Below are 15,525 nucleotides of genomic sequence, written 5' to 3' on the forward strand. Positions count from 1 at the left end.
CAGTCTAAACTAATTAAAATTTCAATAATTTAATCCCTTCTAATTATCCTTTTATAATTCCTTAATCAGTGTCTGGATGTAATTAAATAATGGTTGATGCGCACGATCACCATGTTCTTTAATTAAATTAACAATTGCACTGCCAACAATTACACCATCAGCAATATTTCCAAAATGCTTCACTTGTGCTGGACTATTAATGCCGAATCCTACCGCTACTGGTGTATCAGTAACCGTTTTAATTGATTCAACAATTCCTTCAATATCTGTAACAATATTGCTTCGCATACCTGTAACTCCCATTGAAGAAACTAAATAAATAAAACCTTTTGCCTGGGCTGCTATTTCAAGTGTTCGCTCTTTTGATGTTGGAGCAATCATAGAGATTAAATCAACATCATATTTATAACAAATATCACTAACTTCCTTACTTTCTTCATACGGGCAATCAGGAATGATGATCCCATCAACTCCGGTTTCTTGACATTTTTTAAAAAATTCATCATATCCATAGTGGAAAACTGGATTTAAATAAGTCATCAAACAAAGCGGAATATTCGAATGTTTACGAACCTCAGCTACAATTTCAAAAACCTGATCGGTTGTCATTCCTTTCGATAATGCTCGTATATTAGCTTCCTGAATCACCGGTCCTTCAGCAATTGGATCACTAAAAGGAATTCCAATTTCAATCAATGATGCTCCTGCTTTTTCCATTTCTAAGATATATTCAACTGTCATTTTTTGATAAGGATCTCCAGCAGTTAAAAATCCAATAAAAGCTTTTTTATTATTAAAGGCTTCACTAATTCTACTCATGAATATCCACCCCCTGATATCTAGCAATTGCAGCTACATCTTTATCACCACGGCCGGATAAACAAATAATAACAATATCTTCTTTATCCATTGATGGTACAATTTTACGAGCATGTGCTACAGCATGAGCACTCTCAATTGCACAAATAATCCCCTCTGTACGAGCTAAGTATTCAAAAGCAGCCACTGCTTCATCATCACTAACTGGTACATACTGAGCTCGACCAATATCATGTAGATTAGCATGTTCAGGCCCTATTCCAGGATAATCTAGACCTGCTGAAATTGAATAAACAGGAGCGATTTGTCCATATTCATCTTGACAAAAATATGATTTCATTCCATGGAAAACCCCTAATGATCCAGTATTGATCGTAGCTGCAGTTAAAGCAGTATCAACTCCTTTACCAGCAGCCTCACAGCCAATCAACTGAACTTCCTGATCATTAATAAAATTATAGAACATCCCCATTGCATTACTTCCACCACCAACACAAGCCATAACAGCTGTTGGTAACTTTCCTTCATCTTCTAAGATTTGTTCACGTGCTTCCTTAGAAATAATACTTTGAAAATCCCGAACAATCATCGGAAATGGATGTGGTCCCATTACTGAGCCTAATACATATAAAGTATCATCAACTCTTTTTGTCCACTCACGCATTGTTTCATTAACAGCATCTTTTAATGTCATTGTTCCACTTGTTACACTATGAACTGTTGCACCCAACAACTCCATTCGATACACATTTAGAGCCTGACGATCAGTATCTTCTTTGCCCATAAAAATTTCGCACTCTAAACCTAGTAAAGCGGCAGCCGTAGCTGTTGCAACTCCATGCTGACCAGCCCCAGTTTCAGCAATAACACGAGTTTTCCCCATCTTTTTTGCCATCAAAACTTGACCTAAAACATTATTGATTTTATGAGATCCTGTATGATTTAAATCTTCACGTTTTAAATATACTTTCGCACCACCTAAATCTTCTGTCATTTTTTTAGCATAATATAACAACGATGGGCGCCCTGCGTATTCTTTCAATAATTTTTCTAACTCTCGATTAAACTCAGGATCATTTTTATAAAATTCATATGCTTTTTCAACATTATGGATTTCATTCATTAATGTTTCTGGAATATATTGACCCCCATGTATTCCATATCTACCTGTTTCCATTTTTTGTTCTCCTTACTATTTCTATAATTTTATTACGATCTTTGATTCCGTTAGTTTCTACCCCACTACTAACATCTATTCCATAATCAGCTTTACTCATTGCCTCATCTAAATTATCTAAATCAATTCCTCCCGCTAGAAAAAATGGTTTATCTAAATCTTTGATTAGTGACCAGTCAAATGACTTACCGCTACCGCTTATTTTACTATCCAGTAAATAATAATCGCATTCATAATCCAGGTTATTAAGATCATCCTTTTCAATCACCTTGATGGCTTTAATAATCGGCATCTGCACTGACTGTTTTAACTGCTTAATATAAGCATTATCCTCATGACCGTGAAGTTGAATAAGATCAATGATCCCCATTTTAACAATAGCAGTAATTTCACTAATTTGTTCGTCAACAAATACCCCAACAGCCTTTATATTTGAATCAAGTTTATTTTTTAATTTTTCTGCTTGATGAATATCTACTTGCCTTTTACTTTTAGCAAAGACAAATCCAACATAATCAGGTTTTGCCTCATTTACATAATCTATATCTTCTACTTGAAATAAGCCACAAATTTTAATTTGCATTATCCGGTTTACGTAATCCTTGTAAGATTTCAAAAGTCTTACGTTTATCATGAGATCGCATTAAAGTTTCTCCAACTAATACAGCATCAACATTATTTTCTTCTAACGTTTTTATATCATCATATGTCTTAATCCCACTTTCAGAAACAAAAATAATATTTTCTGGTACCATCGAACGTAATTCAATACTGTTATTTAGATCAACTTCAAAATTTCTCAAATCACGGTTATTAACACCAATGATCTTAGCACCAACACGCAATGCCTTCTTTACCTGCATTGAACTATGGGCTTCAACCAAAGCACTCATCCCTAAACGCTCTGCTAAATTCAAACAGCGCATTAGCGTTATTTCATCAAGAATACTGCAAATTAGTAATACGGCATCTGCACCTAATAGTTTAGCTTCATAAATCATATATTCATCTACAACAAAATCTTTTCTAAGTACTGGTATTTTGACTATTTTAGCAATTTCAGCTAAAAAGTCATCATCACCTTTAAAAAAGTCGGGCTCTGTAACTACTGAAATTGCAGCTGCACCAATATCTTCATATTCCTTTGCAATACTTTTATAATCAAAATTTGGAGCAATCACTCCTTTTGACGGTGAAGCCCGTTTAATCTCCATAATATAAGAAATTCCAGCTCTTCTTAAAGCTCGTTCAAAAGGATAATCTTTATTAATTGGCTTATCAAAAGCCAATTTAGCTAATTTTTCAATGGAATTACGTTTTTTGTTTTCTGCTACTCTTTCCAAAGTTCTTTCTACAATATCATCAATAATCATTTTAAAACTCCTTCTACATGTTAGTTTTGTTAATGAACTCCTCTAGTTTAGCTAATGCTTTACCATCATCAATCAATCTAGCAGCTAATTCGATTCCTTCCTGCATTGTTTTTGTACGACCGGCAATATAAATAGCAGCTCCCGCATTCAACAACACAGCATCACGTTTAGGTCCTTTGACACCACTTAAAATATCCCTTGTAATTTTAGCATTATCTTTAGGGGTACCACCTACTAATTCTTCTTTGCAGCAGCGTGTTAATCCAAACTGTTCTGGAGTTATTGTATAACGAGTATAAGTACCATCTTTAACTTCGCATACACTTGTTGGGGCTGATAATGATATTTCATCTAAACTATCTTGTCCATATACTACCATGGCACGTTTAACTCCTAAATTAGTTAACACTTCTGCCAATGGTTCGACTAATGCCTCTTCATATACACCCATTACCTGCATATTAGCACCTGCCGGATTAGTCAAAGGCCCTAAAATATTAAACACTGTCCTAATTCCTAATTCCCGTCTTACTGGAGCCACATATTTCATTGCAATATGATAATTTTGAGCAAACAAGAAGCAAATATTAATGTCATTTAATATTGTAGCACTTTTTTCAGGAGTTACATCAATTTTTACTCCCAAAGCTTCTAAAACATCAGCAGCACCACATTTAGAGCTAGCTGCCCGGTTCCCATGTTTAGCCACTTTTACACCACTTGCTGCAATAACAAGAGAAGATGTCGTAGAAATATTAAATGAGTTTGAACCATCTCCACCAGTACCAACAATCTCCAAAACATCTTTATCATTTAGTAGTTTGATACAGTGTTCTCGCATTCCTGCCGCACTACCAGTGATCTCGTCAATTGTCTCTCCTTTTAAACTTAAGGCTGTCAAATAACTGCTCATTTGAACATCACTGGCTTCACCATTCATAATTTCATTCATACAGCTACGTGCCTCACCGGCAGTTAGATCAACCTTCTTCGATAATTTTAAAATCGCTTCTTTAATCATTTTCTTTTACCCCCAAAAAGTTTTCTATCATTTTTTTACCATCATCAGTTAAAATTGATTCAGGATGAAATTGTAACCCATATACTGGATAATCAATATGCTTAACTGCCATTACTTCACCATCTTCACTCAGTGCAATGGCTTTCAAGACCTTAGCTAAAGTTTCCCGTTTAACCGCCAACGAATGATAACGTGCGACTTTAGTTTGCTGTTTCAACCCTTGAAAAATTAAATCATCAGTCATTTTGATAATCGAACTTTTGCCATGCATCAATTCTTTAGCATAAGTAATTGTACTACCAAAGGCTTCACAAATTGCTTGATGCCCTAAACATACGCCTAAGATAGGTTTTTTATTATAAAAATATTTAATTATTTCCTCAATATTTCCCGCCTCACTAGGTTTTCCAGGTCCTGGCGATATTACGATCGTATTAGGATCTATTTTTTCAATTTCATCAACAGTCATCTCATCATTACGAATTACTTTAATATTTGGATCAATTGAACCAATCAACTGATAAAGGTTATAAGCAAAACTATCATAATTATCAACTAGTAAAATCATCAGTCAATTCCTCCATTTGCTGTATTTAGGGCGCTAATTACAGCTTGTGCCTTATTCAAACATTCTTGATATTCAATTTCTGGAACACTATCATAAACAATCCCCGCACCACTACGGACATATACTTTTTCATTCTTTTTATACACTAAGCGAATTGCAATACAAGTATCAAGATTACCAGTAAAGTCTATATAACCAATAGCCCCACCATAAATTCCGCGACGATTATTTTCTAGTTCGTTAATAATTTGACAAGCCCTTATTTTAGGGGCACCTGATAAAGTTCCTGCCGGTAATAATGCATCGATTGCATCAATCGCATCTTTATTTTCAAGAATCACCCCTGAGACAGTTGAACCAATGTGCATAACATGTGAAAATCTTAATATCTCCTGATACTTTTCAACTTTAACCGTGCCAAATTTAGAAATTCTACCAATATCATTTCTCCCCAAGTCAACCAGCATATTATGCTCTGCTAATTCCTTTTGATCAGATAATAAAGATACTTCAAAATTTACATCTTCATTTTCATTCATTCCTCGGGGTCGTGTTCCTGCTAAAGGATAAGTATAAAGATTTTTATCTTCTAACTTAACCAAAGTCTCTGGTGAAGCCCCTGCAAATTCTTGATCATCGCTAAAAAAATAAAACATATATGGAGAGGGATTGGTCGTTCGTAAAACACGATAAGTATCAAAAAGACTCCCTGTTACTTCAGCCTCTAAACAATTTGATAAAACTACTTGAAATATATCTCCTTCTTTAATATACTTTTTAGCACGTTCTACCATGTTACAATATTCATTTTGTTCAAATAATGCTTTGAAATCACTTTTTAGCCTTAATGGCTCAATTTTAGCTTTAACACCACTAATAATTAAAGCTTGCATTTTTTCTAATTTTACCAATGCCTCATGATAACTTTTTTCCAAATCATCAACTGCAACATTAGCTATCAAAACAATTTTTTGCTTATAATTGTCAAAACAAATAACTTGGTCAAATAACATCAAATCGACATCATTAAACCCCTCTTTATCATCACTTTTCAAATTTAAAACCGGCTCACTATATTTAAAATAATCATATGCAAAATATCCTACCAGTCCGCCAGTAAATGTTGGCAACCCTGCTATCTTAGGACTTTGATATTGTTTCAAAAGCTTTTTTAAATAATCTTTAGGGTGAGTTACCATGAACTCCTTTCCATCGACATTCATTAAATTATTTAAACATGTAATTTCACTTTTAGGATCATATCCCATAAAGGTATAACGGCTCCAGCGTTTTGTATCATCAACACTTTCAAGCATATAACAATGCTTACTATGTTTTTTTAAAATTCGCATCACTTCAATTGGGGTGATACTATCACCATACATTTCCTTGCAGACAGGAACTAAGTTGTAGTCTCCTGTTTTAATAATTTCCTTAATCTGTTCTAATGTTGGATAATACATCGCTAATTTCCTCCTTTGTAAATAAAAAACCGTCCCGACAGAAAATAATTTTCTGTCAAGGACGGATATATATTCCGCGGTGCCACCTTGGTTCACGATACAATCGTGCTCTTAGTAGATGCTATCACATCTATGACTACTGACGTAAGTCTAACGTCAAAGAATACTCGGCTAACGCTTTTCACTTTGCCCTCAGTGGTCCATTTAATAGGCTGCGTTCTACTTGATTCCACCATCCAAGCTCTCTATAAGTGCACGATCTATTTTTATCTCCACTTCATCGGTTTTCTTGGCTATATGATATACCGATATTTTTCTACTGTCAATAAAATATCATGATTTTATCGAATGTTTTTATTATAGTACATTTTTTTATTAATAAAAAATCCTATTACATAAAATAAAAAAAGACTGATTTAATCAAAATAAAAAATCATTTTTCATTGAAAGCCCTTTCATTTTTGGATAAAATATGCTAATATAATGGTGAGGAAAGGATTAGTAGAAAGGAGTTGATAATATGAATGAGATGTATGTAATTTCAGTGTTAATGCTTTATACATTGATTATTTTAATCAATACATTGTTAAATACATATCGTCTGTTAACAACAACTGAGATGGTTGAAGAAAAAGAATTTATTTATCCTAAATCTTCAATCTATCATAGGGTTCATACTTATGTAGCTCCAATGATCCTAAGAATTAATATGAAAAAGGATTACGTACTAAATAAGAAACGTAGACCCCCAATTATATTAATGGCTCACTAAGGTTGAGTCTAATATGAAAAAATAGTTAATAGAGTTTAATTAATTTCAGATATAAATTTAACAAATATGAAAACAAGTGAGAATTAGTATCTCACTTGTTTTTTTATATATTCTAAAAAATCTTCAATATGATAATTAACAATTAATTCCTTTGGAAACTCTACTTCTTTTAAGAGTTCCTCGATCTGATCATAATTTTTTATATCAAAATGAATATGTGCATCACTACCTAAAATAATTTTAACTCGATGTTGTTTGCATAATTGTAGCATCTTAAGTGTATTTTCACGTGAATTTAGACGAGATGGACTACGTAAAGCATTATTATTCACTTCCAACAAAGTATGATACTTTTTAGCTGCTAAAACTACTTTCTCATAATCAAGTGGGCACTTACCATCATCTGGGTGAACGATTACACTAATATGAGGATTTTTAATTGTTTCGATCACTGCCCGTGTATTTTCTTCAATTGTTCCCGCCTCATAACAATGTAAATGAATTCCTGCCATGCAGTAATCAACATAATCATATAAATCTTCTGTAATACTAAGTCTTCCTTGATGATCCAAAATATTAATTTCAATCCCTAACAATAATTTAATTCCCTCTATCTCCCGAGGAATTACATCTAGATTTTTGAAGTAAATTGGAGCACATGTTCCTGGAATTCCCTGGTCATGCTCTACTATTCCTAATAATTTTATATCCTTTTCTTTCGCCCCAGCTACCATTTCACTAAGTGATGAATAAGCATGCCCGCTTGCTATTGTATGTGTATGTACATCTAATTCAATATTCTCCATTTTTATCCCTCCAATGGCTATATCATAGCCTATTTGGTGGCTAAAAACATCTTTTTTTCTATTTTAGTAATGATAAATTTCCTGTTAGTTTATTAATTCGTGTCCTTGTACCATATAGACAAATCCCAAAATATTTAAGCGAAGCTTCACTAGCCAGCTTCATTTTATCAATATATTCTGAATAATCACGACAACTTTGAGCAAGGTCACAAAAATCAATAACTAATACCTCATTAGGATAATAATTAGCCTGTTTTAGTAGTTCTCTGATTAAAAACTCATCACCCTTCAAAACTGGAATTGAAATCGTTACTATTCCACGATGTATATGTTCTTTCATATCATATACATCAGTCCCAACGATTTCCCCTTCTAACTTGCCTAAAGCAGTTCCTAAGATAGCAGTTGTATTAGCAATTAATCCTAGTGGCAAATTTTTATCAACTATCATAACACATTTTCTATCCATTCTTTTGTACCTCGCGTTTTTGAGATAAAAATAATCCAATCAAAGTCAGTACTGTCCCGATGAAAGCCATTAAAGTAATTTGTTCATGTAAAACAATGATTGAAGTCACTACTGTAACTACTGGTACAATGTATATGTAGATACTCGTCTTTACAGCACCTAATATTTTTACTGCCATATTCCAAGTTACAAAACATAAAGCGGATGCACCTAATCCTAAAAATAAGATATTTCCTAAATAAATTGGATTACTAAAACGTCCTAAATCCAATTTAAATCCTAAAGGTATCAATGTCAAAAACATAAATGTTACCCCATACATAAAAGTTCTTCTTGTGACCTGAATCGTACTATAACCATAATCACTAATTCGTTTAGTTAAAATTGAATAAACAGCCCAGACCAAAGCAGCCAGTAATGCTAATATATCTCCCAATGGATTCAGCTTAAAATTACTGCTGCCATTAAAACTAATAAGCATAATCCCCACCATTGCAGCCATAAAACCAATTATAAAATTTTGATTCAATGTCTCTTCTTTCAAAATAAAGTGTGATAAGATTGCCGTAAAAAACGGTGCAATTGAGATTATCACTCCGATATTTGAAGCCATCGAATATGTTAGTGCAATATTTTCTAATAAATAATACAAAGTAACTCCACAAAGTCCCGTTAGAGCAAATGTCAACTCTTGCTTCTTCGTCGTTTTTCTTAGTCTTTTGGGATAAATCAAAATTAAAATAAATAAACCTATCAAGAAACGAAAAAATAATATTTCTATCGGTTTAAAATCAGTTAATAAAATTTTAGTTGAAATAAATGTTGTTCCCCAAATAAAAATTGTTAATAATGCAGCCAAATGTCCTGAAAAATCCTTATTCATCCTCTTTCCCCTTAAAAATATTTTGATACTGTTTCGGTGTCAAGCCGATTAAGCTCTTAAAAAAACGAGTAAAATGACTTTGATCACTAAATCCCGAAAGCATTGCTGCCTCAAGTGGACTAAGACCCTGTTCAAGTAGCTCTTTGGCATGATTAACACGTATTGTTTCAAGATATTGATAGGGAGTTATCCCAAAAGAACGTGCAAAATTACGAATTAGAGTATACTTATTCATCTGTGCTAATTCACTTAATGAATCTAAAGAAATTTGATTGATAAAATTATCATCTAAATGCTTTTTTACTAATTTGATCGGCTCACTAAATCGACTTTTTAATAGCGGCTGGTTATTAGTATATTCTTTAACCAGCTGTTCTATCAAAATATAAAATAATTCTTCTTTCAAAAACTCCGTTTCTTTCTTCATCACACTTTGATGCAATGTGCGTAAAGATTCGACCATCTCACTTTGAAAAGCAACTGGTTTTTCAAAATTTGGTAAATAGCTACATCCTATAACCTCTTTTACTGCTCGCACCATAACATCTGCATCAATATTTAAACAACGATAATCAAGCGGTTGACCGTCGCGACTTTCACAAGTGTGATTATCACGAGGATTTAATAACAGCATATCCCCTGGCTCCATATCATATTCATCCCCACGACAAGACAAATGGCGATTGCCCTTTTCAACAAAACCAACTACATAACAGTCATGAAAATGATTAGGGAATTTTTGCATTATTCCAACAAACTGATATGCTTCAATTTGTAATTGTTCATCATATACGATCGTTCTAGTTTCCACCACCTGTATCCCTCCTTGAATGCTACTATATCACAAGTTTTAAAATATTGCTTGAATGATATTGACATAAATAAAAAAGGGAGCTAGACTCCCTGCATCAATTCTTGAGTATTTTGTTTTAATGCTTCAATAAAAATTTGACCTAAATAGCTGCGCGCTGTATCATTTCGAACAATGTATCCAATCTTGATCGTTTCATCAACAGCAAGCGGAATCGCAATAATATTTTTACCATTCAATTCTTCGCTAATAATCCCTGTTGAAATAGTATACCCATCTAAACCAATCAATAGATTAAACAAAGTTGCTCGATCACTGACTTTGATTATTTTTTGATGTACTAAAGTGCTTAAAATTTCCTCAGAAAAATAAAATGAATTATATTGTCCTTGTTCAAAGGATAAATAAGGAAATGGTTCAATATCTTCAAGAGTCACAATATCTTTTTGAGCTAATGGATTTGTATTACTAACAAAAATATGTGGTTTAGCAATAAAAAGCTGATTAAAAATAAGATTGTTTTCTTTTAACAATTTATTAATAACTTTTTGATTAAAATCATTTATATAAAGAATTCCAATTTCACTTTTAAGAGTTTTAACATCTTCAATTATTTCATATGTGCGAGTTTCCCTAATTGTAAATTCATATTCGTTATCGCTATATTTTTTTACTAAATCAACAAAAGCATTAACAGCAAAAGAATAATGCTGAGTTGAAATATTAAAGCGCTTTTTAGTACTTTTTGTTTCTAAATATCGATTTTCTAAAAGTTCTGCTTGTTCAAGAACCTGACGCGCATATCCTAAAAATTCCAATCCTTCATCACTTATTATGATACCCTTATTAGTTCGTGAGAAAATGATAATTTTCATCTCTTTCTCTAATTCTTTAATTGCATTAGATAAACTAGGCTGTGAAATAAATAATTCTTTAGCTGCTTCACTAATTGAGCCTTTTTGAGCTACCGTAATCACATAGCGTAATTGTTGTAATGTCATTTTCTTCACTTCCTTTGGCCTTATTCTAACACTATTTACTCAGTTATTGAAGTTTGGCACGAATATTTTTAGTTGCTTCGACCATATTTTTTAAACTAGCTAAAGTTTCTGGATAAGCTCGGGTCTTTAAGCCACAATCTGGATTGATCCATAATTTGCTGGCAGACAATTTTTCAAGCATCGAGGTTAAAACTCTTTCTAATTCTTCAACACTAGGAATTCTTGGAGAATGAATATCATAGACTCCTGGCCCGATCTCAGTTTTAAAATTAACTCTATTTAAAGTATCGATCAATGTTAGATCAGAACGTGAAGCTTCAAAAGAAATAACATCACTATCCATATCTTCAATTGCTTGAATAATATCATCAAATTCACTGTAACACATATGGCTATGAATTTGTGTATCTGCTTGAACACTACTATGAACTAAGCGATATGCTGGAATTGCCCAATCAAGATATTCACTTTGCCAATCCCTTTTTCGTAATGGCAATTTTTCTCTCAGTGCTGCTTCATCAATTTGAATAATTTTAATGCCATGATTTTCAAGATCTAAAACCTCGTCTTTGATTGCAAGTGCCAGTTGTAAAGTTGTTTCTGCCAAAGAAATATCAATCCGCGGAAATGACCAGTTTAACATTGTTACTGGACCGGTCAACATTCCTTTAACAGGTTTTTTAGTTAGAGCTTGTGTATATACTGCATAATCTACTGTTAGCGGGCGCACTCGAGAAATATCACCCCAAATAACTGGCGGTTTAACACAACGAGTACCATATGATTGTACCCAGCCATTCTCAGTAAATAAATATCCATCTAGATTCTCACCAAAATATTCAACCATATCATTTCTTTCAAATTCTCCATGTACTAAAACATCTAAGTCTATTTCTTCTTGATACTTGATCCATTCTTTAATCATCTGATGATTAAATTCCGCATATGTCTGTTCATCAATGTCACCACTACGATAAGCTCGGCGATTAGCTCTTACTTCTTTGGTTTGAGGAAATGAACCAATTGTTGTAGTTGGTAAAATTGGTAATTTAAATTTTTCTTTTTGAATTTGGCGACGTACTTCAAATTCCGGTAGGCGAATAAAGTCTTCTTTTTTCAGTGCTGCAATTCGTGCTTGGACTGCTTCATTAGTACGATTATTTGGCTCTTTAAAGAATGCTAAATTATCAACATAATAACTATGTCCTTTTCCAATTCGCATAATTACCTTTAATTGAAATAATTCTTTTAATTTTTCTTGTGCAAAAGAAAAATTATTTTTATATATTTGCTCTAAATTCCTTTCATTTTCAATCGTATAAGGGACATGAATCAAGGAACATGATGTATTTAAAACTATTTTATTGACATTATTTTTTATTTTTTCAATTAAAGAAACTGTTTTTTCATATTCATTCTTCCAAATATTTTTACCATTAACTACTCCTGCAAATAAGATTTTATTTTGATCAAAACCGTAACGATCTAATAAAGTTAAATTTTCCTTACCTTCAATAAAATCTAATCCAATTCCATCAAAATCTAAATTTAAAACTGTTTGATAACAGTCACGAATATCTCCAAAATATGTCTGTAATAAAATTTTTACTGACTCTTTATTATCTAAAATTTTAGTATATATTTCTTTAAACAAGATAATATCTTTATCACTTAAATCAAAAACTAGTGCTGGTTCATCAACCTCAATCCATGAAGCACCTAAATCCCTCAATTTCTTAATAACCTCTAAATACCCATTTATAAGATCATCAAGAATATCTTGATAAGTTAGTGTCCCTGTAAAACGTAATAATTTCATTAAAGTATATGGTCCAACAATGACTGGTTTGGTCTTAATCCCTAAATCAAGTGCTTCTTGAAACTCATCAAAAATCTTAGTTCCATTTAAGCTAATTTCAACTTGATCATCAACTTCCGGTACTAAATAATGATAATTAGTATTAAACCATTTTTTCATTGCTAAAGCTTTAACATCTCCATTTTCCCCTTGATAGCCTCGTGCCATTGCAAAATATTGATCTAATGAATTCAATTGTAATTCTTGATATCGTTTAGGAATGATATTTAGTAAATAGGCTGTATCTAAAACATTATCATAAAATGAAAAATCGTTTGAAGAAATATAATCTATTTTTTGGTTATCTTGTTCAACCCAATGTTCTTTTCTTAAATTTTGGGCAATTTGTAATAACTCACTTTGTTCAATCTGTCCCTTTAAATACCGCTCTGTAGCAAATTTTAATTCTCGATTTGATCCAATTCTTGGATATCCAATAACTGCTGTTTTCATTATTTTCCCCACACTTCTTCAGCAATTTCTTTGACTAATGCAATTTTAGCCCACTGCTGATCTTCAGTTAAATTATTTCCTTCTTCAGTTGATGCAAAGCCACATTGGGTACTCAAGCATAATTGATCTAAAGCTACAAACTGACTAGCTTCGTTAATTCTTGCTTTTATCATTTCCTTATCTTCCAATTCTGAAAATTTTGATGTAATTAATCCTAAAACAACTACTTGATCTTTAATAAATCTAAGTGGTGTAAAATCACCTGAACGATCACTATCATACTCTAAGAAAAACTCATCTACCTTACAGTTACCAAATAATTCCTTAGCAACTGGTTCATACCCCCCTGATGAAAACCAAGTTGATCTGAAGTTACCACGACAAATATGAATTGTTATATTCATATCATCTGGCTTATTAACAATCGATAAGTTAATTAAATATACATATTTTTTGACCAGTGCTCCTACATCAATCCCACAATTAGCATATTCCTCCCGTTTTTCTTTTGAACAAAATTCTCCCCATGAAGTATCATCAAGCTGTAAATACCGACATCCTCGATCATAAAAAGCCTGAATAATCTTTTGATAAGCCATAGCTAAATCTACAATCAATTGTTCATCATCCTGATATCTTGCAATTGGCTGATATTCTTTTGTTCTAACGCAGGCAATTAAATGTAGCATCGTTGGTGCTGGAATCGTCATTTTTGCTGTTACACCATTTTCAATGATTGAATTTAAATATTCGAAATGTTCTAAAAATTCATGATCTTCAAAATCAATTTTATCAATAATTTTTAAAGTCGCCGCCTTGGGCTGAACCCCTTTAAAATCAACTGACCATTTTTCAGCTTCAATTTTTTTAACACCTGTTAAACCTGCCAAAAAATCAAGATGCCAATAACTCCGACGAAATTCACCATCACTTACAGCTTTTAAACCAGCTGCCTCTTCTTTTTTTACTAATTTTAAAATCTCTTCATTTTCAATTTTTTTTAATTCATTTTTACTAATTAAATTATTATTGAAATTCTCACGAGCATGTTTTAAACGCTCGCTTCTTAAAAAACTTCCAACTATATCATATCGATACGGTATTTTATTCATGTTATCACACTCCTTGTGTACATAGGATAACAAATCTTTTTATTATTGAAAAATACTTAAAACATAGGGTTATATATAGTTTAAAACTATATATAAAAAAGATTAGTTTATTCACTAATCTTAATTGATATTTCAGTAAAATACTCATCAATACTATTGATTGCAAATTCATTGAGACCTCTTTCAAAAGCATATCCTATTAATTTCAAGTTTTCCTTTTTTGCAAAGTTTAACATACTACGATATAATACAGCTATTTTATCCCAATCCCCTTTAACATAACCACATAAATATTTTCCTTTAGATTGTAATAAAACGTTTTTGCCATATCGTTTGTTTTGAAGGGAAATAAACAGACCATCGTAATGTTCAAAATCATTATTTTTAATTTTATCAATACTAATATAACTGCCACACCCTACTTTATATTGTTCTATATTCCAAGCCTGCTGCAAATATTCTAAAATTTCTTTAACATCATATTGAATAAAAGGCTCATTTGAAACTAATAAATATTCATCTTGGCGCTCAACGATTTCGATTTCAAAATCAGTAACTCGTGAACTCTTCAACAATTGATTCTTTTTTATCTCTAATACCTTTTTTGTTTGTTTTAAACGACGAATATCTTGTTCTATTTTTAGTATTTTATCATCAGCAATATTTACAAAATCATTAACATTAGGATTATTTAGATAACTTTTAATTTCGCTGATACTCATATCTAACTGCTTTAGCATTAGAATATTTTCTAATTCAATACTTTGAAAATAATCGTAATATCGATAATTATTTTCACCTTTAAATTTTGGTTTAAATAAATCAATTTCATCATAGTAATGTAGCGTTCGCTTATTAATTTTATGTAATTTAGCAAATTGTGCAGTAGTTAGTTTTAATGATTCATTTTTTAACATTATGTTCCTCCTTGACTTTACA

General features: G+C 32.0%; 16 protein-coding genes and 1 other annotated feature. Of the genes, 1 reads left to right on the plus strand and 15 read right to left on the minus strand.

The window, feature by feature from the left end:
- Positions 1-51: 51 nt before the first annotated feature.
- The 7 genes from trpA to KSU54_RS02230 are packed head-to-tail and all read right to left on the minus strand — an operon-like array spanning position 52 to position 6,421.
- Positions 52-819: a tryptophan synthase subunit alpha gene (gene trpA / locus KSU54_RS02200; RefSeq protein WP_003536523.1), complete on the minus strand. Its 768-nt coding sequence runs from the start codon at positions 817-819 to the stop codon at positions 52-54.
- On the minus strand, positions 812-1,996 hold the full coding sequence (gene trpB, locus KSU54_RS02205) for a tryptophan synthase subunit beta (RefSeq protein WP_003536521.1): 1,185 nt from the start codon (positions 1,994-1,996) through the stop codon (positions 812-814). Before trpB ends, trpA begins: the two co-directional genes overlap by 8 nt.
- Positions 1,983-2,579, minus strand: a complete 597-nt coding sequence (locus KSU54_RS02210; RefSeq protein ID WP_003536520.1) for a phosphoribosylanthranilate isomerase — start codon at positions 2,577-2,579, stop codon at positions 1,983-1,985. Before KSU54_RS02210 ends, trpB begins: the two co-directional genes overlap by 14 nt.
- Complete coding sequence (gene trpC / locus KSU54_RS02215) at positions 2,569-3,369, minus strand: indole-3-glycerol phosphate synthase TrpC (RefSeq protein WP_003536518.1); 801 nt, start codon at positions 3,367-3,369, stop codon at positions 2,569-2,571. The genes KSU54_RS02210 and trpC overlap by 11 nt, the downstream gene beginning before the upstream one ends.
- Before the next feature lie 13 nt (positions 3,370-3,382).
- Positions 3,383-4,390 carry an anthranilate phosphoribosyltransferase gene (gene trpD / locus KSU54_RS02220; RefSeq protein WP_003536516.1) on the minus strand — a complete coding sequence of 336 codons (1,008 nt, stop codon included), beginning with the start codon at positions 4,388-4,390 and terminating at the stop codon, positions 3,383-3,385.
- Positions 4,383-4,958 carry an anthranilate synthase component II gene (locus KSU54_RS02225; RefSeq protein ID WP_003536515.1) on the minus strand — a complete coding sequence of 192 codons (576 nt, stop codon included), beginning with the start codon at positions 4,956-4,958 and terminating at the stop codon, positions 4,383-4,385. Before KSU54_RS02225 ends, trpD begins: the two co-directional genes overlap by 8 nt.
- The gene (locus KSU54_RS02230; RefSeq protein ID WP_008791408.1) at positions 4,958-6,421 is read right to left on the minus strand and encodes an anthranilate synthase component I; all 1,464 of its coding nucleotides are present in this window, start codon (positions 6,419-6,421) and stop codon (positions 4,958-4,960) included. The genes KSU54_RS02225 and KSU54_RS02230 overlap by 1 nt, the downstream gene beginning before the upstream one ends.
- A 54-nt stretch (positions 6,422-6,475) precedes the next feature.
- Positions 6,476-6,711 (minus strand) — a binding site (T-box leader).
- Positions 6,712-6,941: 230 nt separating this feature from the next.
- Between KSU54_RS02230 and KSU54_RS02235 the strand changes: the two genes are divergently transcribed.
- Positions 6,942-7,193, plus strand: coding sequence for a hypothetical protein (locus KSU54_RS02235; RefSeq protein ID WP_003536511.1), 252 nt, complete (start codon positions 6,942-6,944; stop codon positions 7,191-7,193).
- A gap of 83 nt (positions 7,194-7,276) precedes the next feature.
- On the opposite strand, the gene KSU54_RS02240 is transcribed toward KSU54_RS02235, so the two are convergent.
- From KSU54_RS02240 to KSU54_RS02275, 8 genes are all read right to left on the minus strand, one after another.
- Complete coding sequence (locus KSU54_RS02240; RefSeq protein WP_003536509.1) at positions 7,277-7,999, minus strand: phosphatase; 723 nt, start codon at positions 7,997-7,999, stop codon at positions 7,277-7,279.
- 58 nt (positions 8,000-8,057) lie between these two features.
- On the minus strand, positions 8,058-8,468 hold the full coding sequence (locus tag KSU54_RS02245; protein WP_003536507.1) for a DUF2000 domain-containing protein: 411 nt from the start codon (positions 8,466-8,468) through the stop codon (positions 8,058-8,060).
- On the minus strand, positions 8,461-9,351 hold the full coding sequence (locus KSU54_RS02250; protein WP_003536506.1) for a DMT family transporter: 891 nt from the start codon (positions 9,349-9,351) through the stop codon (positions 8,461-8,463). Before KSU54_RS02250 ends, KSU54_RS02245 begins: the two co-directional genes overlap by 8 nt.
- Positions 9,344-10,165, minus strand: a complete 822-nt coding sequence (locus KSU54_RS02255; RefSeq protein ID WP_003536504.1) for a helix-turn-helix domain-containing protein — start codon at positions 10,163-10,165, stop codon at positions 9,344-9,346. The genes KSU54_RS02250 and KSU54_RS02255 overlap by 8 nt, the downstream gene beginning before the upstream one ends.
- A gap of 80 nt (positions 10,166-10,245) precedes the next feature.
- Entirely contained in the window at positions 10,246-11,163 is a 918-nt protein-coding gene (locus tag KSU54_RS02260; RefSeq protein ID WP_003536502.1) for a LysR family transcriptional regulator, read from the minus strand.
- 43 nt (positions 11,164-11,206) lie between these two features.
- Positions 11,207-13,474, minus strand: coding sequence for a 5-methyltetrahydropteroyltriglutamate--homocysteine S-methyltransferase (gene metE, locus KSU54_RS02265; protein WP_117791870.1), 2,268 nt, complete (start codon positions 13,472-13,474; stop codon positions 11,207-11,209).
- The gene (locus KSU54_RS02270; RefSeq protein WP_008791404.1) at positions 13,474-14,586 is read right to left on the minus strand and encodes a 5-methyltetrahydropteroyltriglutamate--homocysteine S-methyltransferase; all 1,113 of its coding nucleotides are present in this window, start codon (positions 14,584-14,586) and stop codon (positions 13,474-13,476) included. Before KSU54_RS02270 ends, metE begins: the two co-directional genes overlap by 1 nt.
- 107 nt (positions 14,587-14,693) lie before the next feature.
- Positions 14,694-15,503, minus strand: a complete 810-nt coding sequence (locus KSU54_RS02275) for a MerR family transcriptional regulator (RefSeq protein WP_003536497.1) — start codon at positions 15,501-15,503, stop codon at positions 14,694-14,696.
- Between the last annotated feature and the right edge of the window lie 22 nt (positions 15,504-15,525).

It is taken from the genome of Erysipelatoclostridium sp. MSK.23.31 (genome assembly GCF_019125875.1).
Classification (GTDB): domain Bacteria; phylum Bacillota_I; class Bacilli_A; order Erysipelotrichales; family Coprobacillaceae; genus Thomasclavelia; species Thomasclavelia ramosa.

What these genes read in the sequence shown, in the direction of transcription:
- trpA (WP_003536523.1), bottom strand. Translation starts at nt 819, where the DNA reads ATGAGTAGAATTAGTGAAGCCTTTAATAATAAAAAAGCTTTTATTGGA.
- trpB (WP_003536521.1), bottom strand. Translation starts at nt 1,996, where the DNA reads ATGGAAACAGGTAGATATGGAATACATGGGGGTCAATATATTCCAGAA.
- KSU54_RS02210 (WP_003536520.1), bottom strand. Translation starts at nt 2,579, where the DNA reads ATGCAAATTAAAATTTGTGGCTTATTTCAAGTAGAAGATATAGATTAT.
- trpC (WP_003536518.1), bottom strand. Translation starts at nt 3,369, where the DNA reads ATGATTATTGATGATATTGTAGAAAGAACTTTGGAAAGAGTAGCAGAA.
- trpD (WP_003536516.1), bottom strand. Translation starts at nt 4,390, where the DNA reads ATGATTAAAGAAGCGATTTTAAAATTATCGAAGAAGGTTGATCTAACT.
- KSU54_RS02225 (WP_003536515.1), bottom strand. Translation starts at nt 4,958, where the DNA reads ATGATTTTACTAGTTGATAATTATGATAGTTTTGCTTATAACCTTTAT.
- KSU54_RS02230 (WP_008791408.1), bottom strand. Translation starts at nt 6,421, where the DNA reads ATGTATTATCCAACATTAGAACAGATTAAGGAAATTATTAAAACAGGA.
- KSU54_RS02235 (WP_003536511.1), top strand. Translation starts at nt 6,942, where the DNA reads ATGAATGAGATGTATGTAATTTCAGTGTTAATGCTTTATACATTGATT.
- KSU54_RS02240 (WP_003536509.1), bottom strand. Translation starts at nt 7,999, where the DNA reads ATGGAGAATATTGAATTAGATGTACATACACATACAATAGCAAGCGGG.
- KSU54_RS02245 (WP_003536507.1), bottom strand. Translation starts at nt 8,468, where the DNA reads ATGGATAGAAAATGTGTTATGATAGTTGATAAAAATTTGCCACTAGGA.
- KSU54_RS02250 (WP_003536506.1), bottom strand. Translation starts at nt 9,351, where the DNA reads ATGAATAAGGATTTTTCAGGACATTTGGCTGCATTATTAACAATTTTT.
- KSU54_RS02260 (WP_003536502.1), bottom strand. Translation starts at nt 11,163, where the DNA reads ATGACATTACAACAATTACGCTATGTGATTACGGTAGCTCAAAAAGGC.
- metE (WP_117791870.1), bottom strand. Translation starts at nt 13,474, where the DNA reads ATGAAAACAGCAGTTATTGGATATCCAAGAATTGGATCAAATCGAGAA.
- KSU54_RS02270 (WP_008791404.1), bottom strand. Translation starts at nt 14,586, where the DNA reads ATGAATAAAATACCGTATCGATATGATATAGTTGGAAGTTTTTTAAGA.
- KSU54_RS02275 (WP_003536497.1), bottom strand. Translation starts at nt 15,503, where the DNA reads ATGTTAAAAAATGAATCATTAAAACTAACTACTGCACAATTTGCTAAA.